General features: G+C 61.2%; 22 protein-coding genes. 10 read left to right on the forward strand and 12 right to left on the reverse strand.

The genetic code is table 11. The annotated features are described in order from the left end of the window. Window positions 1-90 precede the first annotated feature (90 nt). A complete protein-coding gene (gene guaB, locus DDD64_RS01615; RefSeq protein ID WP_026428247.1) occupies window positions 91-1599 on the forward strand; it encodes an IMP dehydrogenase in 1509 nt (502 codons plus the stop codon). A gap of 197 nt (window positions 1600-1796) precedes the next feature. Here the strand turns inward: guaB and DDD64_RS01620 are convergent, their stop codons facing one another. The 4 genes from DDD64_RS01620 to DDD64_RS01635 all read right to left on the reverse strand — a co-directional run bounded on the left by DDD64_RS01620 (window position 1797) and on the right by DDD64_RS01635 (window position 4907). Further along, complete coding sequence (locus DDD64_RS01620) at window positions 1797-2483, reverse strand: exonuclease domain-containing protein (RefSeq protein ID WP_126134716.1); 687 nt, start codon at window positions 2481-2483, stop codon at window positions 1797-1799. 90 nt (window positions 2484-2573) lie between these two features. Next, the gene (locus tag DDD64_RS01625; RefSeq protein WP_126134717.1) at window positions 2574-3350 is read right to left on the reverse strand and encodes a hypothetical protein; all 777 of its coding nucleotides are present in this window, start codon (window positions 3348-3350) and stop codon (window positions 2574-2576) included. Window positions 3351-3376: 26 nt separating this feature from the next. After that, window positions 3377-3979, reverse strand: a complete 603-nt coding sequence (locus tag DDD64_RS01630; RefSeq protein WP_126134718.1) for a hypothetical protein — start codon at window positions 3977-3979, stop codon at window positions 3377-3379. Between the two features lie 154 nt (window positions 3980-4133). Continuing rightward, complete coding sequence (locus DDD64_RS01635) at window positions 4134-4907, reverse strand: ABC transporter ATP-binding protein (protein ID WP_126134719.1); 774 nt, start codon at window positions 4905-4907, stop codon at window positions 4134-4136. A 117-nt stretch (window positions 4908-5024) separates the two neighbouring features. Between DDD64_RS01635 and DDD64_RS01640 the strand changes: the two genes are divergently transcribed. The 4 genes from DDD64_RS01640 (at window position 5025) to DDD64_RS01655 (ending at window position 9133) form a co-directional block, all read left to right on the forward strand. Beyond that, window positions 5025-5900 carry a sensor histidine kinase gene (locus DDD64_RS01640; RefSeq protein WP_164545872.1) on the forward strand — a complete coding sequence of 292 codons (876 nt, stop codon included), beginning with the start codon at window positions 5025-5027 and terminating at the stop codon, window positions 5898-5900. Window positions 5901-5936: 36 nt separating this feature from the next. After that, window positions 5937-6593: a response regulator gene (locus DDD64_RS01645; RefSeq protein WP_126134721.1), complete on the forward strand. Its 657-nt coding sequence runs from the start codon at window positions 5937-5939 to the stop codon at window positions 6591-6593. A 125-nt stretch (window positions 6594-6718) separates the two neighbouring features. Next, the gene (locus DDD64_RS01650) at window positions 6719-7972 is read left to right on the forward strand and encodes a lipid II:glycine glycyltransferase FemX (protein WP_126134722.1); all 1254 of its coding nucleotides are present in this window, start codon (window positions 6719-6721) and stop codon (window positions 7970-7972) included. A gap of 45 nt (window positions 7973-8017) precedes the next feature. Continuing rightward, entirely contained in the window at window positions 8018-9133 is a 1116-nt protein-coding gene (locus tag DDD64_RS01655; protein WP_126134723.1) for a GuaB3 family IMP dehydrogenase-related protein, read from the forward strand. A 96-nt stretch (window positions 9134-9229) separates the two neighbouring features. Here DDD64_RS01655 and DDD64_RS01660 read toward each other — a convergent pair whose 3' ends face one another. The 6 genes from DDD64_RS01660 to DDD64_RS01685 form a co-directional block, all read right to left on the reverse strand. Continuing rightward, on the reverse strand, window positions 9230-9661 hold the full coding sequence (locus tag DDD64_RS01660; RefSeq protein ID WP_126134724.1) for a GNAT family N-acetyltransferase: 432 nt from the start codon (window positions 9659-9661) through the stop codon (window positions 9230-9232). Then, window positions 9658-11844 (reverse strand): NAD(+) synthase, encoded by a 2187-nt coding sequence (locus tag DDD64_RS01665; RefSeq protein ID WP_126134725.1) that lies wholly within the window; start codon window positions 11842-11844, stop codon window positions 9658-9660. Before DDD64_RS01665 ends, DDD64_RS01660 begins: the two co-directional genes overlap by 4 nt. Before the next feature lie 4 nt (window positions 11845-11848). Beyond that, complete coding sequence (gene ald / locus DDD64_RS01670; RefSeq protein WP_126134726.1) at window positions 11849-12988, reverse strand: alanine dehydrogenase; 1140 nt, start codon at window positions 12986-12988, stop codon at window positions 11849-11851. A gap of 113 nt (window positions 12989-13101) precedes the next feature. After that, window positions 13102-14007, reverse strand: a complete 906-nt coding sequence (locus tag DDD64_RS01675) for a hypothetical protein (RefSeq protein WP_126134727.1) — start codon at window positions 14005-14007, stop codon at window positions 13102-13104. Further along, entirely contained in the window at window positions 14000-14857 is an 858-nt protein-coding gene (locus DDD64_RS01680; protein WP_126134728.1) for an ATP-binding cassette domain-containing protein, read from the reverse strand. Before DDD64_RS01680 ends, DDD64_RS01675 begins: the two co-directional genes overlap by 8 nt. Continuing rightward, window positions 14854-15222, reverse strand: coding sequence for a GntR family transcriptional regulator (locus DDD64_RS01685; protein WP_126134729.1), 369 nt, complete (start codon window positions 15220-15222; stop codon window positions 14854-14856). The genes DDD64_RS01680 and DDD64_RS01685 overlap by 4 nt, the downstream gene beginning before the upstream one ends. Window positions 15223-15363: 141 nt before the next feature. On the opposite strand from DDD64_RS01685, the gene DDD64_RS01690 reads away from it, so the two are divergent. Genes DDD64_RS01690 through DDD64_RS01705 form a run of 4 tightly spaced genes read left to right on the forward strand, consistent with a single transcriptional unit; the run spans window position 15364 to window position 20418 of the window. Then, window positions 15364-16383 carry a Gfo/Idh/MocA family protein gene (locus DDD64_RS01690; RefSeq protein ID WP_126134730.1) on the forward strand — a complete coding sequence of 340 codons (1020 nt, stop codon included), beginning with the start codon at window positions 15364-15366 and terminating at the stop codon, window positions 16381-16383. Window positions 16384-16386: 3 nt separating this feature from the next. Beyond that, window positions 16387-18087 (forward strand): sodium:solute symporter family protein, encoded by a 1701-nt coding sequence (locus tag DDD64_RS01695; RefSeq protein ID WP_126134731.1) that lies wholly within the window; start codon window positions 16387-16389, stop codon window positions 18085-18087. Next, window positions 18088-18531 carry a hypothetical protein gene (locus DDD64_RS01700; protein WP_126134732.1) on the forward strand — a complete coding sequence of 148 codons (444 nt, stop codon included), beginning with the start codon at window positions 18088-18090 and terminating at the stop codon, window positions 18529-18531. It abuts the gene before it with no gap. A 39-nt stretch (window positions 18532-18570) separates the two neighbouring features. After that, on the forward strand, window positions 18571-20418 hold the full coding sequence (locus tag DDD64_RS01705; protein WP_126134733.1) for an FAD-binding protein: 1848 nt from the start codon (window positions 18571-18573) through the stop codon (window positions 20416-20418). A gap of 169 nt (window positions 20419-20587) precedes the next feature. Here the strand turns inward: DDD64_RS01705 and DDD64_RS01710 are convergent, their stop codons facing one another. Both DDD64_RS01710 and pta read right to left on the reverse strand, forming a co-directional pair. Next, window positions 20588-21763 carry an acetate/propionate family kinase gene (locus DDD64_RS01710; protein WP_126134734.1) on the reverse strand — a complete coding sequence of 392 codons (1176 nt, stop codon included), beginning with the start codon at window positions 21761-21763 and terminating at the stop codon, window positions 20588-20590. Between the two features lie 70 nt (window positions 21764-21833). After that, entirely contained in the window at window positions 21834-23462 is a 1629-nt protein-coding gene (gene pta, locus DDD64_RS01715; protein WP_164545873.1) for a phosphate acetyltransferase, read from the reverse strand. A 221-nt stretch (window positions 23463-23683) separates the two neighbouring features. On the opposite strand from pta, the gene guaA reads away from it, so the two are divergent. Continuing rightward, window positions 23684-25261, forward strand: coding sequence for a glutamine-hydrolyzing GMP synthase (gene guaA, locus DDD64_RS01720; RefSeq protein WP_206435362.1), 1578 nt, complete (start codon window positions 23684-23686; stop codon window positions 25259-25261). The last annotated feature ends 412 nt before the right edge of the window (window positions 25262-25673 follow it).

A 25673-nucleotide genomic window follows, 5' to 3' on the forward strand; every position in this document is an offset into this window, starting at 1 on the left:
TGTGTCCGGGGGCGGGATGCGCGCGAGCTGTGTTGATTTTCGCGTGCCGGCCGCATTGGAGTTATCAGCTAGGCGCGATAACATGGGAAAATGGATTTCGTGAACGATTTTGCTCCTCTTGCTCTAACCTATGACGATGTGTTGCTTGTTCCGCAACCAACTGATGTTATTCCTTCCGAAGTCGATACCTCTTCCCACCTGACCCGCAATATTGTGCTGAAAACCCCCATGGCTTCCGCGGCCATGGATACGGTGACGGAGCGCGATATGGCTGTTGCGATGGCACGCCAGGGCGGTATTGGGATTATTCACCGTAATCTTTCCCCGGAAGATCAGGCCCAGCAGGTTCGCGAGGTCAAACGTTCCGAATCCGGCATGATCACCGACCCGGTGACCGTTGCTCCGAATGCCACGATCGCCCAGCTTGATGCCCTGTGCGGGCAGTATCGGGTGTCTGGCCTTCCCGTTGTGGATGAGCAGAAGCACTTGCTCGGCATTATTACCAACCGTGATTTGCGTTTCGTTCCGGAAGATGAGTACGCCACCACCCGGGTTGAGGATGTGATGACCCGCATGCCGCTGGTCACCGCGCCCACGGGTGTGTCCCGCGCGGATGCTCGGGCGCTTCTCAAGAGCCACCGGATTGAAAAGCTGCCCCTTATTGATGAGGATGGGCGCCTCACCGGCCTCATCACCGTCAAAGATTTCGTCAAAACCCAGCAGTACCCCAATGCTTCCAAGGATTCCCAGGGTCGCCTCCTTGTGGGTGCGGGTGTTGGCTACCTGACTGATTCGTGGGAGCGTGCCGGGATGCTTGCCGACGCGGGTGTGGACGTGCTCGTGATTGATTCGGCGAACGGGGAAGCGAAGCTTGCCCTCGATATGATCCGCCGCCTGCGTGCCGATTCTGGTTTCGACGGCGTGGAGATTATCGGCGGCAATATTGCTACTCGCTCGGGTGCCCAGGCACTGATCGATGCCGGGGTTGACGCGGTCAAGGTTGGGGTGGGCCCCGGATCCATCTGCACCACCCGCGTGGTGGCCGGCGTGGGCGTGCCGCAGGTGACCGCGATTGTTGACGCGGCGCGCGCCTGCAAGCCGGCCGGTATCCCGCTGATCGCGGACGGCGGCCTGCACTGGTCCGGGGATATTGGCAAGGCCATCGTGGCCGGTGCGGATACGGTTATGCTCGGTTCGCTGCTGGCGGGCTGCGTGGAAACCCCCGGCGAGGTTATTTTCGTGAACGGCAAGCAATACAAGCACTTTCGCGGCATGGGCTCCCTGGGTGCGATGAGTTCGCGCGGTAAGAAGTCCTATTCCAAGGACCGCTACTTCCAGGCCGATGTGACCTCCGATGCGAAGCTTATTCCGGAAGGTATTGAAGGCCAGATTCCCTTCCGTGGCCCGCTGGCTTCGGTGCTTTACGAATTGGTGGGTGGCCTGGGCCAGACCATGTTCTACTCGGGTGCCTCCACCATTGCCGAACTCAAGGAAAAGGGCCGTATGGTTCGCATGACCGGTGCCGGCCTCAAGGAATCGCATCCTCACGACGTGGAGATGACCGTAGAAGCCCCGAATTACTCCGGGCTCAAGTCCTAAAGGCGCCTAGCCATACATAGCCTTCCGGTGGGAACCACCGCGAGTGGCATGGCTGAAGGCGGTAGTAAGGCGGTAGTGAGGGCCGGGAACACACTGATATGTTCCCGGCCTTCCCTATGCGCCGCAACGTACGACGCTGCAACCCGGCTTCCTGCGTGGTCGGATTCCTGTGAGGCCAGCTTTCTGCAGGGCTGGGTTTATGCGCGCGGGACGGGCCAGCCTTCCTTAGGGCCATCCGAGCGGCCTACCTTGCGTAAAAATTCTTGGAATTCGCGTTCGGCCGCGATCTGAATATCCACGATTTCCCGCAGCTCCTTCTCCCGAAGCTGGGGGAAGCGCTCCAACATGGCTCCCAATACCCGGAGCGTGGCCACCACATCCGCTTCCGCATTATGGAAAGAATCATCCTGGAATACCCCGTAGTGCATGACGAGGTTTTCCAAGCGGCGCTTACCCTTCCGGTAGCGATCCACCCCGCGATCCAATAGGTAGGGATCAATAACCGGGAAAATCTCACCACCCAGGCGCTGGCTTAGGGTGGGCAGCCCATGGCGGGCCAGTTCACTTTCGAGCAGCGCGAAATCATAAGAGGCATTAAAAGCCACCACGGGCTGGCCGGCGGCGAGCTGCGCACCCAAAATATCCGCGATCTCACCGAGGACTTCCGCGATGGGCCGGCCCTCCGCACGGGCTTGCTCCGTGGTAATGCCATGCACCTGGCTGGCTGCCTCCGGAATCTCCACCCCGGGATCCGCCAGCCAATAGCGCCGTGAGGTTCCCTCACTATCCACCCGCACGAGTGAGCAGGTAACGAGGCGATCCCGGCGGGGATCCACCCCGGTTGTTTCTGTATCAAAGCCGATAAGCGGCAGCGTGGTCCACACGGTTCTTATCCTTTCCGCGGCCCGCGCCGCGCTTCTGTGCTGGTGCTTCGTAGTCTAATCCGCCCCTACGACAGGAAAACGTACCAGTTCCTATCTGCGGGTACGTCCGCGGCGTAGAGGTATCCAATGTTTCAACGCGGCGACACCGATGAGCAGCAAACTGGAGAAGAGCAATACGAGAAGCCCGGTTCCGGGTGGAAGCATGTTCCCGGAATCGTCACCCTTGAGGATACTGATACCGGCAATTCCGGGAAGGTACTTTCCTACCTCGGGAAGAAGGGTCTGGACAAGAGGAGCGATAACTGCCACAACTGTGAGCAGAACGGCCACGCTGGAATATCGGGATCGGAAAATAAGGCAGATACCCACGCAGAATATGCACAGGGGGGCAAGATACACGAGTACCGCGCCTACCGAAGGTAGCGAGGCTAGCAACAGTTCGCGACACTCTTCGGCACTCAGACCTGAGGCATCTATACCGCGCGGTGCCAGAAATCTGTACATCACCACGGCGCCAATGGCCTGACTCAATCCCCACAAACACACCGCCACGCCACTACATATGGCTCGGGCGAGCAGGGTCAGTAGTGTGGCGGGGAGAACCAAGGTAGTGATATCACGGTAACGCGGTTGATCATCGAAATTTAGCAACACGCACGGTAGGACAGCCGCAATGGGCTGCGCAAAAACAATGCTGACCGCGATGGCGGTAGATAAACCTGCACAACCCGCGGGAAGTTCGCCGGCGCGGGGAAGTAGTTGCAGGGCGGTCATCATGTTCCCGGCAACTACACACAGCCCGAGAACGACACCGATTCGTACCTGCGAAGCCACCTGAATGAGCGCGCCGCGCAGGTGCCAGATCACCCTACCTCGGGCATACCAAGAGTTAGTCATGCCGTGGCCTTGCGGCGTTCGGACCAGAAAAACCCGAGTGCAATGAGAATCATCCACGCGAGCAGAACGAAGATATTTGTGCTCCAATGAGCGGCTACATCCGCAGCAAGTTCTGGTGACATAGCCGAATTGGTGAGCATGTCACCCTGCAAAATAAGGCCGTAAGCGGCCAGGTCCGGACTCCAACGTGCGAGGCGCGTGACCCGAGATAAAAGGAACGACAGCGGAACAACTGACTGATTGAGCAGAAGAAAGAGGAGAGGGATCGTCCCGGATTGGAATACCGAGGTGAGGAAGGAAGCTAACCAGCACAGCAGACTCCAGTAGATGAAGAGGCCACATAAAGCTTGTACATTGAAGTTGCTCCACTGGAAGGCACCCACGCCAAAGCCGACAAGCAGGGCAAGGCTGAGGTACATGACGACAAAGAAGAAACCTACCAGTAGATGAGCAGCCGCCCAGGCGAAACGACGTGGCACCGCTACCGCGATGAGAGTTCGGGTGGAAGCGTGGTGGGGCTCCAGGGGAACCAAGTTTTCGGAGACGGATCCCACCCCGGAAATAATGGGGGCAAGGGAGAGCATAAGGAGCGTCTGCAAGAATAGAGAATAATCGGCGTGCCAGAATTTCCCGTAGCTGTACTGTACGAATAAGAACAATGCCGCAGGCAGGAAACATGCCAAAAATGCGATTCGGACAGATCGTGAGGTCCACCAGAGAACCCATTGTGCGCGCACTAACCGCGGAAATAACCTAAGCATCGGTGTCTCCTTCGTGGTTCGCGGCTCCGGTAGCCTTTTCGGTTGTATTCGGGTGGGATGGCCATCGGCCGGATGGCAGGTTGCCGTGAGCCAACGTGGCTGCGCCGTCGTACGCCACGCTGCCCTGTTCCAGGACCACCAGACGATCACAGGTATCGGCAAGGAAATCCAACAGATGACTGGAGAGCACAACCGTTTTTCCCTCACGCCGCCACATTGCAATCAGCTGCGCCAGTAACTCGATTCCTTGCGGGTCAAGACCATTGGAAGGTTCGTCTAGTAGCAGCACAGGAGGGTCGCCGAGAAGCGCGGCCGCTAAACCGAGACGTTGATTCATGCCCAGAGAGAGCTTTCCGGCTTTTCGAGTGGCCACGTGATCCAAACCAACCGTATGCAGTACCTCGTCAATGCGCTGGCTCGCGAAGTGATGGGTAGCTGCGATCCATGCCAGATGCTGGCGCACAGTACGCGAGCGAGTTGCCCCCGAACCACCCAGGAGGGTTCCCACGTAGCGAAGCGGGTAGTCCAGTTGTCGGTAGGGATGCCCAAAGATGAGAGCTTGTCCATGCGTGGGTGGTTCCAGGCCAACTAAGAGGCGTATGAGTGTGGATTTTCCGCAACCGTTATGGCCAGCTAAACCCACTATCTGGCCGGGAGGGAAACTCAGCGTTAGATTATGGAGCACACTTTGACCACGATAAATTTTGGATAAATCCTTGGTTTCTATGGGAAGTGTTGTCATGCTTCTATGCTGGCGACTCATCATGCGGAACACATCGGCCTCGTGTTCGATACTCGCGGCCCTAGCTCAGCCCGGGTTCCGAGGGAAAAATCAGCCCGCGGGCCGATGGAATGGGAGCGCTGCACGGGTAGCATATGCGCTATGTGCGCTACCACCTCTCCATCGCGTCCCGCGTCCATGTGCGTGACCGCCGGTCACACGGCGCAGAAGAAGGAAAACCGCTGGGGAGTGCTGGGCAGGGTGGTGCTACCACTGCTTGTTCTGGGACTTATGGTCTTTGTGGCAGTCCCGGAAAAATACGAAATCTGGTGGCGCCTAGCGACATTTGCGCTCTGCGGGGCGCTGCTGGGGTGGTGGTATTGGCAGTGGCTTGTGCAAAGAAGACACAATAGTGAGTTGCAAGCACAGGCGGAAACTGAAAAAATCCTATCGGGAGATCGCTTAGCCCTCGCCGCGGAGTTGCACGATATAGTTTCTGACGGCTTGGGATTACAGCACTTGCGACTCACCCGGGCTCTCGAAGAAGTGACTGATCCGGTAGCACTGGCAGCGTTGAGCGATATTCGGGACTCTAATAAACAAACTATCGCTCAGATGCGTACCGTTCTTGACCGATTGCAGGGCCGTGATATTAGCTCTCCCGGGATGCCGGATCTAGAACAAATTTTTGCGGCAGCGCAACGGCACGGTATGGAACTCAGGGGCACTGTCGAAGTGCTCGCAACTATCCAAAGGCTAAATCCGCAACTGCGCAAGCTCTTCATCGCAACTTGCCGGGAAGGACTAGCGAATACCGCCCGCCATGCTGGACCCACCACCGTCACCTTCCAGATTGAAGAAAAAGGCAAGGGCGTGAGCCTCGAACTAGTAGATCAGGGGCCGGCACCGGACTGGCAGGCCATCATCGGCTCCGGGATTGGCTTGGATCACCTTCGGCAACGCGCCGCCGAATGCGGCTATGTCGTGGACGCCGGGCCAATGGGTGCCGGGTGGAAACTATGCATGTACCCCGAGTGAGAACGGTAATACCCGTTATGTATGAGGAGGTAGCACATGATGATTCGGATTGCGATTGCAGATGATCAGGGACTACTTCGGGAAAGCCTCGCGGTTCTCCTAGAGCAGCAGGAGGACTTTCGCGTGGTGGGCAGCGCCGGAGATGGCGTGGAAGCCTGTCGTATGGTGCGTGAGACCGATATTGATGTTCTGCTGCTGGATATTCGCATGCCTCTGATGGACGGACTGGACGTACTCAAGGAGCTGAAACGGAATGGCTTCCCTGGGCGCATTGTCATGCTGACCATGTATCAGGATGACCTGTATCTGCGAAAGGCCTTGAGCCTGGGCGCTGACGGGTACCTTCTCAAAGATAGCGAATCCGAGACGATTATCTCGACAATCCGCCAGGTATCGGTGGGAAACAGAGTGCTCGACCGCCAGGTCCTGGACCACGTAGTACAGGGTTACCTCCACGAAAGGGGCCGGTCGCCTGGTGAGGTACCTGAATTACAGAATTTGACCGCACGGGAACTAGAAGTCTTGACCCTCATCGGTAGCGGTTTAACTAACCTAGATATTCGGGGGCAACTCTATATTTCGGAAGGTACCCTCAAAAGCCACATCAACGCGATACTGCGCAAGACGGGCGCTCGCGACCGCTCGGCGGCCATCGTCCTGGCCTTCCGAGCCGGATTGGTGACATTTAGCTAAGACGGATTATTCGCACCGAGCTGAGGAAGCTTTCCGCCCCGCATTTCCAGGGCTGTTTCAGCTTAAGTTACTCTAATAGGGAGCTGACGAATCGGCTCTGAGCTGCCCGGTAGGAAAGGAACGCTATGCAGTTCGCGGTGTTATCCGAGAATGACTATAACGACTATATGGCCACGCAACGGTGTTTCCTCTCCCAAACGGTCAGCTACGGGCGGGTGCGCCAAGGCGAAGGATACCGGGTGGAATACGTGGGCGTACGCGACGAAACCGGCACTGTTTGCGGTGCCGGCCTCATTATGTATCAGCCCTGGAAGAAGATTTTTACCCGGGCTTCCCTCGCCTACGGGCCCACCTTGGATTGGAGCCAGCGCGAGGTTGTTGCCGCTTTCTTCAGCGGGCTCAATCGGCATTTCGCTTCCCAGTCGCGCCTGCTCACCGCTCGGATTAACCCGATTCTGGCGCGGCGCTGGTATGAGGACATTACGCCCGTTGCAGATAACCCGGTGGCCAGCGTGGTTTCCCAAGCCCTCGAACGCGATGGCTGGCGCCACCTCCCTTACGAATTCGGGGAACGCTCCGATATTCAATTGCGTTGGATCTACACCAAAACGATCTCCGGGATGAACTTCGAGGAAGCCAAAGCCACGCTTGCCAAGGGGCTGCGGCGTCGTTTCAATAACGAAAACCGCTACGGGGTGCAGACCCGTTTCCTCGGGCCGGAAGACTTCGATGTTTTCGCCCAGCTTTACGCGAGTACCCGGGACCGCACGGACGGAATGCCCGCCCTTTCGGCCTCCGCGGTGCGTTTCTACCGCGATCTCATGGCGGATATGGGCCCCGAACGCGCGCTGCTCGCGGTGGCGTACGTGTCTCCGCGCCGCTACCTCGACCAAATTGCCGCCGAGCGCGCGGAAGTGCACGAGCGGATTGAGGTTCTGCGCGGGCGCAAAGAAACAAAAGCGCGCGAGCGGGAACTTGAGCAGGCCGCCCAGCGCCTGGACGTGCTTGACGGTCAGGAAGACATGGCGCGCGAAACCCTAGCCGAGCGCGGCGACGCAGAGATCCCCTTCAATGCCGCACTCGGATTCCGGGTCGGATCCGAACTCATTTTGCTGCTGGGCGGGATGGATAAAACGCTGTCCGCCTATGCGCGCGATTACCCGGTTGAACGCGCCATGTTCAAATACGCCTGCGATGAGGGCCTGGATATTTACAACACTTTCGGGATTTCCGGTGACTTTTCGGAGGATGCGGATGATGCCAATATCCTCGCTTTCAAGCGCTGGCTCAACGGGCAGGTTGAGGAATTCGTGGGCACCTACGAAAAGACTTTCGCTCCGCGTTTCCTCGCGCGCGTGCTCGGCGCTGAAACCAGGTAGGCGCGGCCCGAGCCGCGGCGGGCGCGGGCCGGTAAAGTGGAGGGCGTGAGCGAAATCGAGATTGGGCGCGGCAAACGCGCGCGGATAACCTATACCCTGGACGACGTCGCAATTGTGCCCACCCGGCGCACCCGTGACGTTCGCGAAGTCTCTACCGCCTGGCAGTTAGACGCCTACCACCTCGATATCCCGGTGCTCAGCGCCCCCATGGATTCGGTGGCCTCCCCGGATATGATGATCCGCCTGGGGCGCGCCGGGGGATTAGGCGTGGCGGACCTCGAAGGCCTGTGGGCCCGCTATGAGGACCCCACCCCGCTGTACGAAGAAATTGCGCAGCTGGCTCCCGAACACGCCACCGCGCGGCTCCAGCAGATCTACGCGGAACGCCCCATCGATACCGGGCTGGTGCGCTACCGGGTCGCGCAGCTGCGGGCGGCCGGAATCACCGTGGCTGGGGCCTGTTCGCCGGGGCACGCGAAAGAAATTGTGCCGCCGGCCGCTGATGCCGGCCTGGATCTCCTGGTCATCCGCGGGACCACGGTGAGTGCCGAGCATGTATCTACCACCCGTGAACCGCTCAACCTGCGCGGTCTTATTTACGATCTTGATATTCCGGTGCTCGTGGGCGGGGCCGTCACCTACCAGAGCGCATTGCATCTCATGCGCACCGGCGCGGCCGGGGTGCTGGCCGGTTACGGGGGAGGGGCCGCTTCTGCGACGTTACGTACCGTGGGGATCGCTGCCCCCATGGCGACGACGATAGCCGATATCGCGGCCGCCCGCCGCGACTACCTCGACGAATCGGGCGGGCGCTACGTGCATGTGATTGCGGACGGCTCGGTAGGTAGCTCCGGGGACCTCATTAAAGCCTTCGCCTGCGGAGCAGACGGCGTGATGCTCGGAACTATTCTGGCGCGGGCCAGCGAAGCACCCGGGCGCGGCTGGCACTGGGGGCCGGAAGCTCGCCACCCTCGCCTACCCCGCGGGGAACGCGTATGGGTGGGCACCGCGGGAACCCTGGAAGAAATCCTCACCGGCCCCACCTCAAGCGCCCGCGGGCACACCAATATTATGGGGGCGCTGCGCCACGCCATGGCCGCTAATGGTTACTCCGATTGCAAGGAGTTCCAGCGCGCTCAAGTGGTGGTGCGCGCCCACTAACGCCAGGCCTGAGCGCTCGGGGCTAGGCGCGCGCCTGCCCGGTTGAACCGGGTGCAGCCAGTGCCGGACCGCCCGGAGCACCCGGAGCGCCCATATTTACTGGGCGTGATAGCGGTATACGTTGGTATCCCGCGCCTCGAAACCGCAGCGCCGGTAGAGCCGGTTGGCAGCTTCGCGGCTGGGCCGGGAAGTCAGATCCACCGATTTCACCCCGAGCCGGGCCGCGTGGGCCAGGGCGGCTTCCACAAGTTGCTGGCCGGCCCCGTGGCCGCGGGCGGCGTCGTCCACCACCACGTCCTCGATCCAGGCCCGCGTTCCGGTGGGGATCTGGAAAGTCACGAGGGTGAGCATCCCGAGGATCGGGGCGCCTTCCGCTACCCGGTACACCAATTGGTAGACCCCGGGCTGGGCAAGCAACTCCGCGGCGGCAGCGCGCGAGAGCGGCGCGCTGCTTGAGGAGAGCTGGGGGATGAGGCGCTGGCAGGCGGCCAGGAAATCCTCGGTAACGGTTTCTTGTAGGGAAATCATGCGTCCTCCGTGGGGATAGTAGCCAGATCGGCCAGCCAGACCCGGCTGGTGGCATCGGATGGCATCCGCCAATCCCCGCGCGGGGAGAGCGAGCCACCCGAAAGGATCTTCGGGCCGTTCGGGAGAGTGGAACGTTTGAATTGCTGGGAGAAGAAACGGCGGTAGAACAGCTCCATCCACTTCTTGATCTCCGCCAGGGTATAGGCGTGGCGGGCATCGCCCTCCATACCTTCCGGCCAGAAACCGCGGGAGGCATCGCCCCAGGCTTCCCGGGCCAGGAAAGCAATTTTCGAGGGCAGGAAACCGTAGCGCAGCGCGAAGTAGAGGGTGAAATCTTGGAGTTCGTAGGGGCCGATTTTCTCCTGGGTGGATTGCAGTGCCCCGCCCGCATCCGCGGGAACCAGCTCCGGGGAAATCTCTGTATTGAGAATATCCGTGAGGGCCTGCGCTCCCGCGCCGGCCAGGAAGTCCTGGCGCGCCATCCAGCGCAGCACGTGCTGCATAAAAGTTTTCGGCATCCCGGCGTTGACATTGTAGTGACTCATATGGTCACCCACCCCGAAGGTGCACCACCCGAGGGCCAGTTCCGAAAGATCCCCGGTACCCAGCACGATACCGCTGTGGAACCCGGCTAGCCGGAATAGGTAATCGGTGCGCAACCCGGCTTGTACATTCTCGAAGGTGAGGTCATAGACCGGCTCGCCATTCGCGAAAGGATGGCCCATATCGGCCAGCATCTGGCGGGCCGCCGGGCGAATATCGATTTCTTCCAACGGCACCCCTACGGCTTCACACAGGGCATAGGCATTGTTCTTGGTGTGCTGCGAGGTAGCGAAACCGGGCAGGGTATAGGCGAGGATATCCGTGCGGGGGCGTTCCATAAGATCCATGGCCCGGCAGGCCACCAGCAGCGCGTGGGTGGAATCCAGCCCGCCGGACACCCCGATAATCACCTTGGCGGAACGGGTGGCCCGCAGCCGGGTGATAAGTGCGTAAACCTGGATGGAAAAAGCCTCAAAGCAATCGCGGTCCGGATTGCGTTCGCTACCTCCCATAAAGGGGAAACGTACCACTTCGCGGTGCAGGCGCTGCTGCGCCGGGGCCAACGCGCTCATATCCGGGATCCCAGCCGTGAAATTAATGGTGCGGAAAGAATCCGCCCCGGGATCGGTGTAGGCATCGCGTTCGGTTCCTTGAGTGAGCGCATTGTCATTAAAGGAGCCGTTGCGCTGGCGTTCCTGGCGGATACGATCCAGATCAATATCGCCCAGGGTGGCGCTATGACCAGTCGAGAAACGCTGCCCGGCCGCGATTTTTTCCCCGCATTCGTAGATAACGGTTTGGCCATCCCAGGCTAGATCCGTGGAGGATTCCCATTCGCCGTTCGCCGCATACACGTAGGCGGCCGCGCAGCGTGCCGAGGCTCCCCGAATAAGGAGGTCACGGTCATCTTCACGCCCCACCGTGACCGGGGAACCCGAAAGATTGACGAGCACCTGCGCCCCGGCCAGGGCCGCGCGCGCCGAAGGGGGGATAGGCACCCACATGTCCTCACAGATTTCCACGTGGAAACTGAAGCCCGGGATATCACTGGCGGAGAAAATCAGATCCGGGCCGAAGGGAACGGTATCCCTCCCAAGCGTATAGGCCCAAGCTTCCTCGGTGTGCGCTAATTCGGCCTGCTCTTCCTCGGAAAGCCCGGTGCTCCAGGGGGCATCCGTGCGCACACCCGGTAGCTCGATTGCCGCATTCCGCAGTCCCGCCCCGGAAGCGAAATGCCGCTTCTCGTAGAATTCCCGGTAATTGGGGATATAGGACTTGGGAACGACCCCGAGTACATTCCCGTGGTGGAGCACAACCGCGCAGTTATAGAGGCGGTTGCGCCAGTGCAGCGGCGCCCCCACGATGAGGGCCGCATCGAATTCCACGCTTGCCGCACGTACGGTTTCCAGGCCATCCAGGGTGGCGCGCAGCAGCGCATCCTGGAGGAATAGATCCTCCGCGGAATACCCGGTGAGGCTCAGTTCCGGGAATACGGCCAGTGCCGCTCCCCGCGCGCTCACCTCCCGGGCCGCAGCAATAATGGCCTGGGCGTTGCGCTGCGGATCGGCCAGCACCACTTCCGGGGAGCAGGCGGCCACGCGCACAAAACCGTGACTGTAGATCGAGGAAAAATCGCTCATGGGTCTAGTCTGCCATTGCCTGCGACACGCAGGAATCGTCAAATTCAGATTCGGGCAGGTCAAGCTGTGCGCGCAGCGAATCAAAAACCCCGCGGTGGGTGATTTTCCCACCGCTGATATTCACGCCGCTAGCGAAACCGGGATCCGCGCTGGCGGCCGCGCGCCACCCCTGGCCCGCCAGGCGCACCACGTAGGGGAGTGTCGCCGTCGTGAGAGCTTCTGTGGAGGTGCGCGGAACCGCGCCGGGCATATTGGCCACGCAATAGAAAATCTTGCCGTCCACCGTGAAGGTCGGCTCATCGTGGGTGGTGGGATGGGAATCCTCAAAACATCCGCCCTGGTCAATGGCGATGTCAACGAGCACGCTGCCCGGGCGCATCCGCTCCACCATCGCGGAGGTCACCAGTTTCGGGGTGGAGGAGCCCGGCACCAGCACCGTGCCGATAACCAGATCGGCATCCGCCACCTGTTCCTCAATGGTTTGCGCGGTGGAAGCTAGGGTGGTGAGCATTCCGGCGTGGCGCATCTCCAGCTGGGCGAGACGCTCAATATTAATATCCAGGATCGTGACATTCGCACCCATCCCGGCGGCCATAACCGCGGCGGATTCCCCGGCGATTCCCGCCCCGATAACGGTCACCTTGCCCTTACGGGTTCCGGCCACCCCGCCGATAAGAATCCCGGCCCCGCCCTGCGCGTCGAGGAGGTAATGCGAACCCACAATGGGGGCGAGTTTCCCGGCCACCCGGCTCATGGGGGCGAGCAGCGGCAGCGCGGCGCGTTCGCGCACGGTCTCATAGGCGATGGCGGTGGTGCCGGCATCCAGGAGCGCACGCGCTAGTTTCGGCTGGGAAGCCAGGTGCAGATAGGTGAAAAGCACCAGGTCTTCACGGAGGTATCCGTATTCTTCCGGTTCGGGTTCCTTGACTTTGAGAACTGCATCGGCGCCCCATACCTCGGCTGCTGCGGCGCAGATCCGTGCCCCGGCGGTAGCGTAGGCGGCGTCGGAGCATCCGGAGGCCGCCCCGGCTCCGGCCTGGACCAGCACCGTGTGCCCGGCCGCGGTGAGTTCGCGCGCACCGGCCGGGGTGAGCGCGACCCGGTATTCGTTATTCTTCAGTTCTGTGGGAACGCCAATAATCATGTGCTTAGTCTACGGTGCGGCCTGCCGCTGCTCCTAGGTAGGAACGACGACGGCGCTGCGGGACGCGCGTCACCGCGCGCCCCGCAGCGGGTTCCCGCTTCCAGCCCTTCCAGCTAGAGTCGCACCAAATGGAGCCGCCCGGTGGAGCGCCGCGCCAGCGCCCAGCTCATCACGGCGCAGGTGCCGAAGAGCAGCACGAAGGCGATCATCGCCATAAATGCCTTGTTAGCGGTGAGGAATTCGGAGATGCCGGCGGAATCGCCCACTCTCTCAATCCAGTGCGCGAAGTCCGTGCCGGTGCGCGCGGCCCAGGCACTGAAACTCTCCCAGTGGGGAAGCCAGAGCCGGCGAATAAAGCCGCCCAGGCCCGTGATACCAACGAGGTAGCCCACCAGGGAGAGCCCGGCAAAGAAGGCAATGACCACCAGGGCTGCCCGGCCTAGTGTGCTTAGTGACCAGCGCAGGAAGAAGGTGGTGATAAGAACAATGGTGAAGAACAATGCGAGAACACCGGGCCACATGGGAATGAGCGTGAACCAGATGCTGCCGGATTCCATCGCGTTCCCGTTCATCAAGGTGGCGCCGTCGAGGAGCCAGGAACCGTTCCCGCTGCGTATAAAGGTGAACGCGATGAGGAGGAGAACGGCGGTGATCGCCAAGTATTCGGCACTCATCCGCGCGGCCGCACGTGCCAGGGTGGTGAAGAACTTCCGCCGCGTGGTACCCGCTTGCAGATGAGCACGCATGGAAATCGTGGAGAGCATTGCTACCATGGCCATTCCGCAAGCCAAGCAGATCCACGTCAGCATAATCCAGTTGAGGAAATCGTGATCGACACCTTCGATAGACATATGCGGGAGGTTATTTGTGGCCAGGGCCAGTGCGGTAATGAAAATCAGGGTGCACCCCGTGATTAGCCACAGAGTCCGGTAGAAATAGGAGAAAAGGCCGCGGTATCCGATAACGCGCCGAGCGGTCAGATCAATGGCGGAATTGACGCGGTGATACAGCTTAATCATGATCGACTCCAATCTGGGTGCGGGTGGGTTCCCCGGTGGCAGCCACCGTGCGGGCCTGCGGGGTACCGGGCCGGGGCGCGTGGCCTGCCAGCGGGCGTGCCAGGCGTTCGCGTTGGGCGGGGGAGAGCGTCGTCGTTACGAGCACATCGGTGAGGGAGGCGAGGCTATCCGTGGAATGGCGCGCGCGAACCTCGTCCGCATCCCCGGCTTCCAGGAGCTTGCCGCGGTGGAGGAAAACCACGCTATCGACAAGATTTTCCACTTCCTCAAGCAGGTGGGAAGAGAGGATGATTGTGCGCGGATGTTCAGCGAAATCACTGAGCAGTACCCGGTAGAACAGTTCGCGCATCACCGCGTCCATCCCCAGGTGGACCTCATCGAATACGGTAATGGGGCAGCGCGCTGCCAGCCCCAAAATCGCGGAGAAAAGGGAGCGCTGGCCTACCGATAACCCATCGACAGTCCGGGAAGGATTCAGTTCAAAAAGCTCGAAAAGCTCCCGGGCGAAATCCTCATCCCAGGTGGGGCGGGCCATGCGCCACAGATCCATGGTCAGGGTGAGCGGCGAGCCGGAAAGAGCCTCCACCCGCGCGGGAATATAGGCGACCCCGGGCATGACTTCCGGGTTCTCATCCACCGGATGCCCGTCAATAAAGATTTTCCCCGCGGCGCGCCCGTGGCTGCGCCATATCGGGAGGAGCCCGGCGATGAGCATCCCGAGCGTGGACTTGCCTGAGCCGTTGCGGCCAAAGAGGCCGGTGATGGTGTTGTGGCCAATCTCCACGCTGAGGTCATCGAGGGCGCGGCTGCCGCGCCGGTAGCTGAAATTCAGGTTCTCGATACTAATCATTGGTTCTCCTCCCAATAGGTCGAGACGAGTGCGGAAATCTCCGCCGGGCTCAGGCCCAGCACCCGGCCCGCGGCCAGGGCCGGGGCGAGGGTGTCACTCAGGTAGGTAGCGCGCCCGCGTTCGCGTAAGGCTGCCTGGGCGTTCGCGGTGACAAACATGCCGATGCCGCGGCGTTTTTCCAGGATTCCTTCCTCCACGAGGAGGGAAAAAGCTTTGTTCGCGGTGGCGGGGTTGATGCGGTAGGTAGTGGCGTATTCGGTGGTAGACATGACCTTTTCTCCGGGCCCTAATTCGCCGGAAAGAATACGACGACGCAGATCTTCGGCGAGTTGCACATAGATAGGCACCGCTGAACTGAACTCCATCGCATCCTCCCTTCTTGGTTAGTTACATAACTAATGAACCACAGAACTAGGGAAGATGCAAGTTTGCGGGTGTGTGACGCGGGTCTCTTCGGCGGGGCTGAAATTGCTTTAGGCTAATGTCACGTTTGGAAGGAATCCCTGTTGAAAATTGGTTTACTGGGAGCGGGCCGCGCCGGGCTTATGCATGCGCGCATTCTCGCCCACCGTGTTGATGAACTTGTTATTGCCGAACCGAAGCCGGAGCGCAGTGCCGCCGTCGTCGCAGAACTCCAGGGTGAGGCTGCAACTCGTGCCCGTATCAGTGAAGCAAGCGTGGACGCCACCCTCGCTGATCCCACCCTGGACGCCCTCGTCCTCACCAGCCCCACGGATGTGCACGCCGAGCAGCTACTGCGCGGCATGGACCTGGGGATCCCCATGTTCACCGAGAAGCCGGTATCCACGTCGCTGGCCTCGACCCTGCAGGTGCGCGCGGCGGCCCGCGAGCGCGGGGCCCGCATCCAGGTTGGTTTCCAGCGGCGTTTCGACACCGCCTACACCCGGGCCCGCGCGGCGGTGCGCGAGGAAAGCCTGGGTCAGCTGCGGCGCCTGAGCATGGGAACCATGGACCAGGCCCCGGCCGCGCGTGAATTCCTGGCGGCTTCGGGTGGCATCTACATCGATTGCCTCATCCACGATTTCGATATGTTGCGCTGGGTGACCGGGCGGGAAGTCACCGAAGTAATGGCGTTCGGCACCGACCTGGGCTTGGCTGATTTCCGCGATTTCGCAGACGTATGCGAAACAGCAGCGGTGCTGCGCCTGGAAGGCGATGTGCTGGCCACCGCGCAATCCTCGCGTTTCAACGGCCACGGTTACGACGTGCGCATGGAACTGCACGGGACCAAGGAAACCCTCGCGGTTGGTTTCGATAACAAACTGCCCGTGCGTTCCCTTGAGGATGGGGTGTCCTATCCGCAAGAGCCCGCCTGGGTGGATTTCATCGCCCGCTTCGCCGCGTGTTACGAACGTGAAATTGAGGCGTTCTTGGAGGTAGTTGCGGGTAGCGGGGAGATTCCCGCCACGGTCGACGACGCCGTCGCCTCCCTACGCATCGCGGAAGCTGTACGGTTATCGCAACGCGAGCACCGGGTGGTTTCCCTGGCCGAAATTGAGGGCTAAAGCATGGATTTGCGGCTCGACGCGAGCGCTTTCGACTACAGCTTCGTGGTGCTCTACCTGGTGCTGGTCCTCGTCATCGGCGTGGTTACCCGGCGCAAGGTGAATACTTCGGAAGATTTTTTCCTCTCGGGGCGCTCCTTGCCGGCGTGGATCTGTGCGCTGGCGTTCCTCTCCGCGAATATCGGGGCGGTGGAACTCATCGGGATGGCGGCTTCCGGTTCCCAATACGGGCTACCCACGGTGCACTACTACTGGATCGGCGCGGTGCCGGCCATGGTTTTCCTCGGGCTCATCATGATGCCCTTTTACTACGGCTCGCGGGTGCGTTCGGTTCCCGAATATCTGCGTTTGCGTTTCGACCGGCCCACCCACCTCTACCAATCGGTGATTTTCTCAGTGGCTACCATCCTGGTGGCCGGGATTAACCTCTTCGCCCTCGCGCTTCTCATTAATGTGCTCATCGGGGTGCCGCTATGGGCCTCGATTATTATCGCTGCCGGTGTGGTGCTCGTGTATACGGTGATGGGCGGGCTCACCGCCACCATGTACAACGAGGTTTTGCAATTCCTACTCATCGTTGCGGTGCTCACCCCGCTCACCATCGCCGGGCTGGCGCGGGTGGGCGGGCCGGGTGGTCTGATCGCCGCACTCAATGAGACCCAGGTGCTCGGCCCGAACGGCCTGGATGTGTGGGGTGGAACCGGGCTCGGTAACACCACGAACCCGTACGGGAATTGGATCGCGCTGCTGCTCGGGATGGGCTTTGTCAATTCCTTCGGGTACTGGACCACGAATTTCACCGAGGTGCAGCGGGCGCTTTCCGCCAAAGATATGCGTTCTGCGCGCCTGACCCCGATTCTCGCGGCGATCCCGAAAATGTTTTTGCCGCTTATTATTATCGTGCCCGGGCTTATCGCCGCGGTCCTCATCCCGCAGCTGCACACTGGAGAGATCACCCATAATGAAGCTTTCCCGGCCCTTATGGGGGAGGTACTCCCGCACGGGCTGCTGGGCATGGCCCTCGCCGGGCTGATTGCGGCCTTTATGGCCGGGATGGCGGCGAATGTTTCTTCTTTCAATACCGTGGTTACCTACGATATTTGGGAAACTTACGTGCGCCCGGGCCGGCGCGATACCTACTACATTAAAATCGGGCGGCGCCTGACGATTATCGGGGTGCTCATCGCCGTCGGGGCGGCGTTTATTGCCGCGGAATTCTCCAATATTCAGGACTACACCCAGATGCTGCAGTCCATTTTCAACGCTCCGCTGTTCGCCACGTTCATTATGGGAATGTTCTGGGCGCGTATGAGCCCGCAGGCCGGGCTGTGGGGTCTGGTGGCGGGCGCGGCCGGGGCCGGGTTTATCCAGCTTGGTTACGCAAACGGGCTGCTGGATTTCAATTCCTCCCAGGCGGCCTCCTTCACGGCTTCCGGTATTGCTTTTATCGCTGATTTCATCGTTTCGGTGCTCGTCACGAAAATAACGCGCCCCAAGCCGATTGAGGAACTCAACGGGCTGGTGTGGGGGCGTGTCAAGATGGATATTAAGGGCGCGCGCCCGGCCCCCAAACTGCACGAAGCCCGGGTAGCCGAAGCCCGCGAACGCGCCCTCACCGGCGAAAAACTGCACTGGTGGGAAGAGCCGCTTCCGCTGGGGATCGCGGTGCTGGCGGTGTGCGCGGTGCTCAATGTGGTGCTGTAAATGAAGGGACGCGACAATATGAACGATGACGCAGCGCGGCGGAGCGCCGCGCGCGCGGGCGCGGTGGACTCGAGCCACGTGGGCAGGGCAAACGCGAACCACGCGGGCAGAGAAAACGCGAGCCATGCGGGCGCGGCTGCGGAGGCACAACTACCCGAGGCGCGCCTCGGGCGGCTCTCGCTTTTTGACCTGCGCACCTGGATCGCCATCATGTTCGGGGTTTTCGGCATCATGCTGGCCGGCTACGGGCTCTTCTTCGTGACCGAGGAAGATCTGGCCAAAGCCGCGGGCATCAACCTCAACCTCTGGACCGGCCTAGCGATGATTATTGTGGCGATCTTCTTCGCCGCTCGCAGCGCCGCGGCCCCGCGGGTACTTTCCGAAGCCCTCGGATCGCGGCTGCCGGATGACGAGACGGAGCCCACCGCGCCGCGGGAGAGCTAAGATAATGTGCAAGCCTAACGACTACGTCAGGGGACACTTATGACCATTGCGGTTGCCTACAAAATTGCCGGTGATCCGCGCTCAGCGCACGTTTTGGATTCCGGTGTGGTGGATTGGAGCGGCGCGCGCCTCTCCATTAGCGACGACGACGCCGTTGCCATGCGGGCAGCGCGGGAACTCGGCGACGCCCTGGGCACCGAGGTTGTGGGTATCACCCTGGGCCCCGACTCCATCGGCACCCCGGCGCTGCGCAAGAACGCGCTCTCCAAAGGTCCGGATCGCCTCCTCGTGGTGAGTGATGATGCCACCACCAGCTGGAATTCCACCGCGGTGGGGGAGGCCCTGGCTCGGGTGGTCCAGCGCGACGGCACCATCACCGCACTCATCACCGGTCCGGGTTCCACCGACGAAGGCTCGAAGATGGTTTCCGGCGTTATCGCCGGGGCGCTGGGCTGGCCGTCTTTCCAGGATGTTTCAGCTATCACCACGGCGGGAGAGGATCTCCTCCTCACCCAGCACACCGGCGGGCAGCGCCGCGAGGTGCGCGTGACCGGCCCGGTGGTCATCGCGGTGACCTCCGATGCCGCGGCTGTCAAAGTCCCGGCCATGAAGGATATCCTCGACGCCGCCAAGAAACCCGCCCAACTCCTCACCGCCGCCGACCTTGGCGATATGGAAGGGCGTACTCTCGACCCCATCGCGCGTGCGGTTCCGCCCGTCCAGCCTCGGCTTCACCAAATCCTTGACGGTCCCGGCGCCGTGAGCGAACTCGTGGGAATTTTGGATCGGCGCGGCCTGCTCCCCACCGCTGGTTCCACCGGTATTTCTGGCGATGACGCCGCCCCTCAGGCCGCCGGCACCCCCGCGGCAGAGGCATCGGCGGCTACCGGCGCTGCCCCCGAGCACGCGGTATGGGTGATCACGGCCGGCGCTGCTATTTCGCCTTTCCTTCCGGCCCTGCGCCGCTACGATTCAGTTCATGTGCTCGCCCTTGTCCCCGAAGGTGACAAGGCCTCGGAAAGTGCGCAACTGCCCGCCTTCCCAGATGCGACCAGCGTGCAGGTCATCACGCACGCCAGCGATGTGCCTCCGGAGGCCCTGAGCGCGGCGCTTACCGAGCTCGTGGATGCCCAACCCGGGGATATTGTGCTGGTTCCTAATGAGCCGAGCGAACGCGCGCTGGGCGGGGAGATCGCCGGCCGGCGCGGCTGGCCCATCCTCACCGATGTGCGGGAAGTCAGCGCTGCGCACGTGGTCAGCGGGCGTTTCGGTGCGATCTCCCTAGAAACTTACGCGCGCGCGGGAGTGACCTTCGTGGGCGTTATCGGATCCCTGCCCGGCACGGGAGCCTGCTCCGGCGCTGCCGCGGGATCTGGAAATGCGCTCCGCGCGGGCGGAGCTCCGGTAGTGGAGGTAGCGGCCCCGGCCGGCGCGATAGCGCCGGCGCGGATCACGGCAGCCGAAGCGGAAGATGTGTCCGAGCGGCGCTTGGCCACCGCCACTCGGGTGGTCGGTGCCGGTCGCGGTTTCGCCGCCAAGGAGGACCTGCGGCTCTTCCATGAGCTCGCCGAGGTTCTGGATGCCGCGGAAGGAGCAACCCGCCCGCTGGCCGAAGGGGATGCGTGGCTTCCGCGTGATTCCTACGTTGGGCTTTCGGGCACGGTTATCGCCCCGGATTTGTATATCGCCATCGGTATTTCCGGCCAGCCTCACCACACCGCGGGAGTCACGGATTCCGGCGTGATCGTGGTGATCAATAATGATCCCGAAGCGGAAATGTTCGAATTCTGTGATTACGGAATCGTTGGGGATCTCTACACGGTGCTTCCCGAGCTCATTACCCTCATCCGCAAGCGGGTAGCGGCCCCGGCCCCCGAAAGCCGGTAGCTGCCAGGAAAACGGTAGCGGAGAGCGGCCTCGCCCCCTCGGGTATGAGTGGCAGCCTCGGGTAGCAATCATTGCGTGATAAGCGCATAGCCTAATAAGCGGGGGGAGTAACCGATCCGGTTACTCCCCCCCCGCTGCGTCGTCGTACCCGAAAGTAACGGGCGCGTGCCTAGACGAGCGTCATGGCCTGCTGCGCGATGGCCAGCTCCTCATTGGTGGGAACCACGAGCACATGCACCGTGGAATCCTCCGTGGAGATCTCACGCGCGTTCTTCGAGCGCGTGGAGTTCTTTTCGGCATCGTACTTGACACCGAAGGGAGCCAGGCGATCAAGAACTTCCTTGCGGATAATATCGTCATTCTCACCCACACCGGCGGTGAAGGTCAGGGCATCCAGGCCGCCAAGAATCGCGGTGTAGGAGCCGATGTACTTGACGATGCGATGAACGTAAATATCCACCGCTTCCTTCGCGTTCTTATCTCCCTTTTCCACCATGGCATGCACGTCACGCAGATCGGAAGAACCGGTCAGGCCGGCCATACCGGACTGGCGGTTGAAGAGCTTATCGATTTCATCGATGGACATCTTCGCTTCGCGAGCCAGGTGGAAGACCGCGGCCGGATCGATATCACCGGTGCGCCCACCCATAACGAGGCCCTCCAGCGGGGTCAGGCCCATCGAAGTTTCCACCGCGCGGCCCGAATCCACCGCGGAAACCGAGGCGCCGTTACCGATATGAAGCACGATCTGCTTGAGATCATCGCGACCGAGGATCTTTGCTACCTCACCGGACACATACTGGTGCGAGGTGCCGTGCGCGCCGTAGCGGCGGATCTCATACTTATCGGCAATCTCGCGGTTGAGGCCGTAACGAGCGGCCTCTTCCGGCAGGCTCTGGAAGAAGGCAGTATCGAAAACCGCCACGTGCGGGACGTTGGGGAGCAGGCGCTGGGCCACCTTGATGCCCTCCAGGGCTGGCGGGTTGTGCAGCGGGCCGAGCGGCTGGAGATCTTCGATCTTCTGGCGCACCTCATCGGTAATGAGGGCCGGGCCATCGAAGTACTTACCGCCCTGAACCACGCGGTGCCCGACGGCGCGGATGGAGCCGTCATGCAGGGACGGGCCGGCGGCGTCGAAGAACTCGAGCACCTTCTCCATGCCGACTTCGTGGTTGGGAATGGGGCCTTCCCATTCGCGCACGTCCTCGCCGTGTTCGTGCTTGACGTGGCCGGAGGGCAGGCCGATCTGCTCCACGAGGCCAGAGGCGAGTTCCTCACCCGATTCGGGGTCCACGACCTTGTACTTGATCGAGGAGGAGCCGGAATTAATTACGAGAACGGACAAAATGATCTCCTTGTGTCTGTGACCGGGTGGACGCCCACCCCTATAACTTCAGTGTAATGCCGGGTGCAGCTTATTCCTGCGCCTGGATCGCGGTAATCGCCACGGTATTGACGATATCCTCCACGAGCGCGCCGCGGGAAAGATCGTTGACCGGCTTATTGAGGCCCTGGAGCACCGGGCCCACGGCCACCGCGCCCGAAGAACGTTGCACGGCCTTGTAGCCGATATTGCCGGCATTCAGATTCGGGAATACGAATACCGTGGCGCGGCCGGCTACCGGCGAATCAGGCAGCTTCTTCTTCGCGGCCGCGGCATCCACCGAAGCGTCGTACTGGAGCGGGCCGTCAATAAGAACGCCCTCGGGGGCGAGGCTCTTCGCGAGTTCCGTGGCTTCGCGCACTGCATCCACATCAGGGCCCTTCCCGGAGGTACCCGAGGAGTAGGAGAGCATGGCCACGCGCGGCTCAATGCCGAATTGCTGGGCGGTGCGGGCCGAATCAATGGCGATGCCGGCCAGCTCTTCCGGGGTGGGATTGGTGTTGACCGCGCAATCGGCGTACACGTAGACGCGATCATCCATGAGCATGAGGAAAGCACCGGAGACAGTCTTTGTGCCGGGCTTCATCTTGATGGTCTGGAAGGAAGGAACAATGGTATTCGCGGTGGTGTGGTTCGCGCCCGAAACCATGCCATCGGCGTCCCCCATGTAGACCATCATGGTGCCGTAGTAGGAAGGATCCTTCATCTTCTCCACGGCCTGCTCGTAGGTCACGCCCTTCTTGGCGCGCAGTTCGGCGAACTTTTCCGCGTAGCGGCGCACCCGCTCCGGGTCATCCAGAGAAATGATCTCCGCGCCGGACACATCCACCCCGAGCTCAGCTGCGCGGGCAAGAACCTCATCCTTTTCCCCGACCAGCGTAATATCCGCGATATCGCGAGCCAGGATCTGGGCGGTGGCCAGCAAAATGCGGTCATCTTCGGCTTCCGGCATAACAATGCGCTTCTTTGCCTTGCGGGCCCGGGCCGCTAGAGATGCCTGGAAGGACAGCGGGGTAATAACCGAGGATTCCTCTTCCATCGCGGCAACGAGGGTGGCCCGGTCCGCTTCGCTGAAGGAACGCGCCTCGCCGTCGGGGAGATAAATAGTAGGAATGCCCAGGTCACGCATGGTAGTGGGCACGGTGTCATCAGCGTCCACAACAATGAGGGCGCTCAGGGTTCCATAGCGATCCGCAATTTCCTTCGCGGAAAGCTGGGCAACAACCTCCACCTGCGCGGCACTGCGCTGGGCTGCCGAGACGGCAACGATGCCGGTGGTTCCCAGGTTGGCGATGGTGCGGCCGGTATGCGAAAGCATCCCGGGATTAATGGGGTCCCCATCCAGAATGCCGAGGATGAGCACCGCGTCGAAGTTCTGGGCGTAATCGGTGTAGCGATTCACCAGCTGGGTCATGGCTTCTTCTTCGTCAGCCACGTAGGCCTGCCGGCTCGAACCCCAGGCGATATCGCGATCCTCGCCCCGGCCAACCTGGTCGAGCAGCTGAAGGAAGGCGGAGTCATTTTCGATATTTCCGTTGGTGAACGCCCGGAACACCCCGACGTTCTTGTAAGTGGAGGTGAGTACATCAACGTAGGCGCTGGCAACCGCCTGGGTGCCCGCATTGCCTTCTACCGCGGTGAAATATACGCTGTAGGTCACTTTCTTATCCTTCCGGCCCCTGCGGACCCTTGAAAAAATAGGCGTATCCACGCCGGGATATCCCTTCAAATAATCTCACATCTTGCGGGCAGATGTGCATGCCCAGCTCAGTCCCGTGCGCTCGGATGTGCGCCGTCGTTCTTCCGCGGTGACGAAGGTCCTAGACCCGCACCGGGTGCGGCCCGGCTCCCAGTAGGCGCCGGCGCGTTTTAATCATTAGAATGAACAGCGTGAATACCAGCGATAATTCCCCGGTTCTTGTTGTCGATTTTGGTGCGCAGTACGCTCAGCTCATTGCGCGGCGCGTTCGTGAAGCACACGTTTATTCAGAAATTGTTCCGCATACTATGTCCGCCGCGGATATGCTGGCGAAAAACCCCGCGGCCATTATTCTTTCCGGCGGCCCGGCGTCCGTATATGCGGAGGGTGCGCCCGCAATCGATAAGGATATTTTTGAGGCCGGGGTGCCCATCCTCGGGATCTGCTACGGGTTCCAGGCGATGGCCCAGGCACTAGGCGGGCGCGTGGGGCGCACGGGCACTCGCGAATATGGGCGTACCGAAGCCCGCACCGCCGGCGATTCCTGCCTCTTCGCCGGTCTGGAAGATAAGCAAATTGTGTGGATGAGCCACGGGGACGCCGTGAGTGAAGCCCCGGAAGGCTTCATCGTTACCGCCGCCACCGATGAAACTCCGGTGGCCGCGTTTGAAGACCGCAAGCGCCGGCTCTTTGGCGTGCAATGGCATCCGGAGGTGCTCCATTCCCAGCGCGGTCAGGCCGCACTGGAAAACTTCCTCTACGAAGGTGCGGGGATTAGCCCGAACTGGACTCCTTCCTCCATTATTGACGAGCAAGTGGCCCAGATTCGCGAGAGGGTGGGTTCCGCGCAGGTTATCTGCGCGCTCTCCGGCGGGGTGGACTCCTCGGTTGCCGCCGCGCTTGTGCACAAAGCTATTGGCGACCAGCTCACCTGCTTCTTCATTGATCACGGGCTGCTGCGCGCCGGTGAACGCGAGCAGGTGGAACGCGATTATGCGGAAAGTACCGGCATTCGTATCTTCACCGTCGATGAATCGCAGCGGTTCCTGTCCGCGCTGGCGGGTGTGCGCGATCCGGAAACGAAGCGCAAGATCATCGGACGGGAATTTATTCGCTCCTTCGAAAGTGCGCAGCGCCAGCTGGTAGATAAGCTCGGGGGCGGGGAGGATGTGAAATTCCTCGTGCAGGGAACCCTGTACCCCGACGTGGTGGAATCGGGCGGGGGAGAAGGTGCTTCCAATATTAAGAGCCACCACAATGTGGGCGGCCTGCCCGAGGATATGAATTTCGAGCTTATCGAGCCTCTACGCAGCCTCTTTAAAGATGAGGTGCGCGCCATCGGGCGTGAACTGGGCGTGCCGGAGAAAATCGTGGCCCGCCAGCCGTTCCCGGGGCCGGGCCTGGCGATTCGCGTGATCGGTGAAGTCACCGAAGATAATCTGCGCATCCTGCGTGAAGCGGATGCTATCGCTCGCGAAGAACTCACCGCGGCCGGGCTGGACGCTGAGATTTGGCAGTGCCCGGTGGTACTGCTGGCGGAGGTTCATTCGGTGGGCGTGCAGGGTGACCACCGCACCTACGGGCATCCCATCGTGCTGCGCCCGGTATCTTCCGAAGATGCGATGACGGCCGATTGGGCCCGCGTTCCCTACGATGTGCTCGCCCATATTTCCAACCGCATCACCAACTCGGTTGCGGAAGTGAATCGCGTGGTTCTGGACGTAACCTCCAAGCCGCCGGCAACGATTGAATGGGAGTAACACTCACCGAAAAAAGTGATTCCTCACACATGTGAGACGGATGGTGACGTGAAGTCGCGTATCGGCGCGCCCGCCGGGGGCGCCGCGGGATTATGCGCCGCTCATCTCACGTGTCAGGGAATGTTTTTGCGCAGAAGCGCGTTAGGATAAACGTAGGCGCGGACAGCGAGTGATACACGCCCGCCGCCCGTGCCGGACAATATAAATCGAGAGTCGCTTGTGCCTGACCGATTGATACGGACAACAGGTAAAAGAATCAGGACTTGTTACCTCGGTGCCGTAGCGATTCACGCGAAAACGTGAATGCGGTGCGGACGCAAGCGTGTGGCAATTTTTCACGGAATATCTGTTCCGTTGTGAGTTGCTTTATGCTTGGATAATAACGGGTACTGACACGACACAAGGAGAGTTA

Source organism: Actinotignum sanguinis (assembly GCF_003957255.1).
GTDB classification, from domain to species: domain Bacteria; phylum Actinomycetota; class Actinomycetes; order Actinomycetales; family Actinomycetaceae; genus Actinotignum; species Actinotignum sanguinis.

Coding starts and splice junctions, on each gene's coding strand:
- DDD64_RS01665 (WP_126134725.1), bottom strand. CDS start 11,844: ATGAGCGATTTTTCCTCGATCTACAGTCACGGTTTTGTGCGCGTGGCC.
- DDD64_RS01645 (WP_126134721.1), top strand. CDS start 5,937: ATGATGATTCGGATTGCGATTGCAGATGATCAGGGACTACTTCGGGAA.
- DDD64_RS01640 (WP_164545872.1), top strand. CDS start 5,025: ATGTGCGCTACCACCTCTCCATCGCGTCCCGCGTCCATGTGCGTGACC.
- DDD64_RS01685 (WP_126134729.1), bottom strand. CDS start 15,222: ATGGAGTTCAGTTCAGCGGTGCCTATCTATGTGCAACTCGCCGAAGAT.
- DDD64_RS01660 (WP_126134724.1), bottom strand. CDS start 9,661: ATGATTTCCCTACAAGAAACCGTTACCGAGGATTTCCTGGCCGCCTGC.
- DDD64_RS01635 (WP_126134719.1), bottom strand. CDS start 4,907: ATGATGAGTCGCCAGCATAGAAGCATGACAACACTTCCCATAGAAACC.
- guaA (WP_206435362.1), top strand. CDS start 23,684: ATGAACAGCGTGAATACCAGCGATAATTCCCCGGTTCTTGTTGTCGAT.
- DDD64_RS01650 (WP_126134722.1), top strand. CDS start 6,719: ATGCAGTTCGCGGTGTTATCCGAGAATGACTATAACGACTATATGGCC.
- DDD64_RS01675 (WP_126134727.1), bottom strand. CDS start 14,007: ATGATTAAGCTGTATCACCGCGTCAATTCCGCCATTGATCTGACCGCT.
- DDD64_RS01700 (WP_126134732.1), top strand. CDS start 18,088: ATGAAGGGACGCGACAATATGAACGATGACGCAGCGCGGCGGAGCGCC.
- guaB (WP_026428247.1), top strand. CDS start 91: ATGGATTTCGTGAACGATTTTGCTCCTCTTGCTCTAACCTATGACGAT.
- DDD64_RS01680 (WP_126134728.1), bottom strand. CDS start 14,857: ATGATTAGTATCGAGAACCTGAATTTCAGCTACCGGCGCGGCAGCCGC.
- DDD64_RS01695 (WP_126134731.1), top strand. CDS start 16,387: ATGGATTTGCGGCTCGACGCGAGCGCTTTCGACTACAGCTTCGTGGTG.
- DDD64_RS01705 (WP_126134733.1), top strand. CDS start 18,571: ATGACCATTGCGGTTGCCTACAAAATTGCCGGTGATCCGCGCTCAGCG.
- ald (WP_126134726.1), bottom strand. CDS start 12,988: ATGATTATTGGCGTTCCCACAGAACTGAAGAATAACGAATACCGGGTC.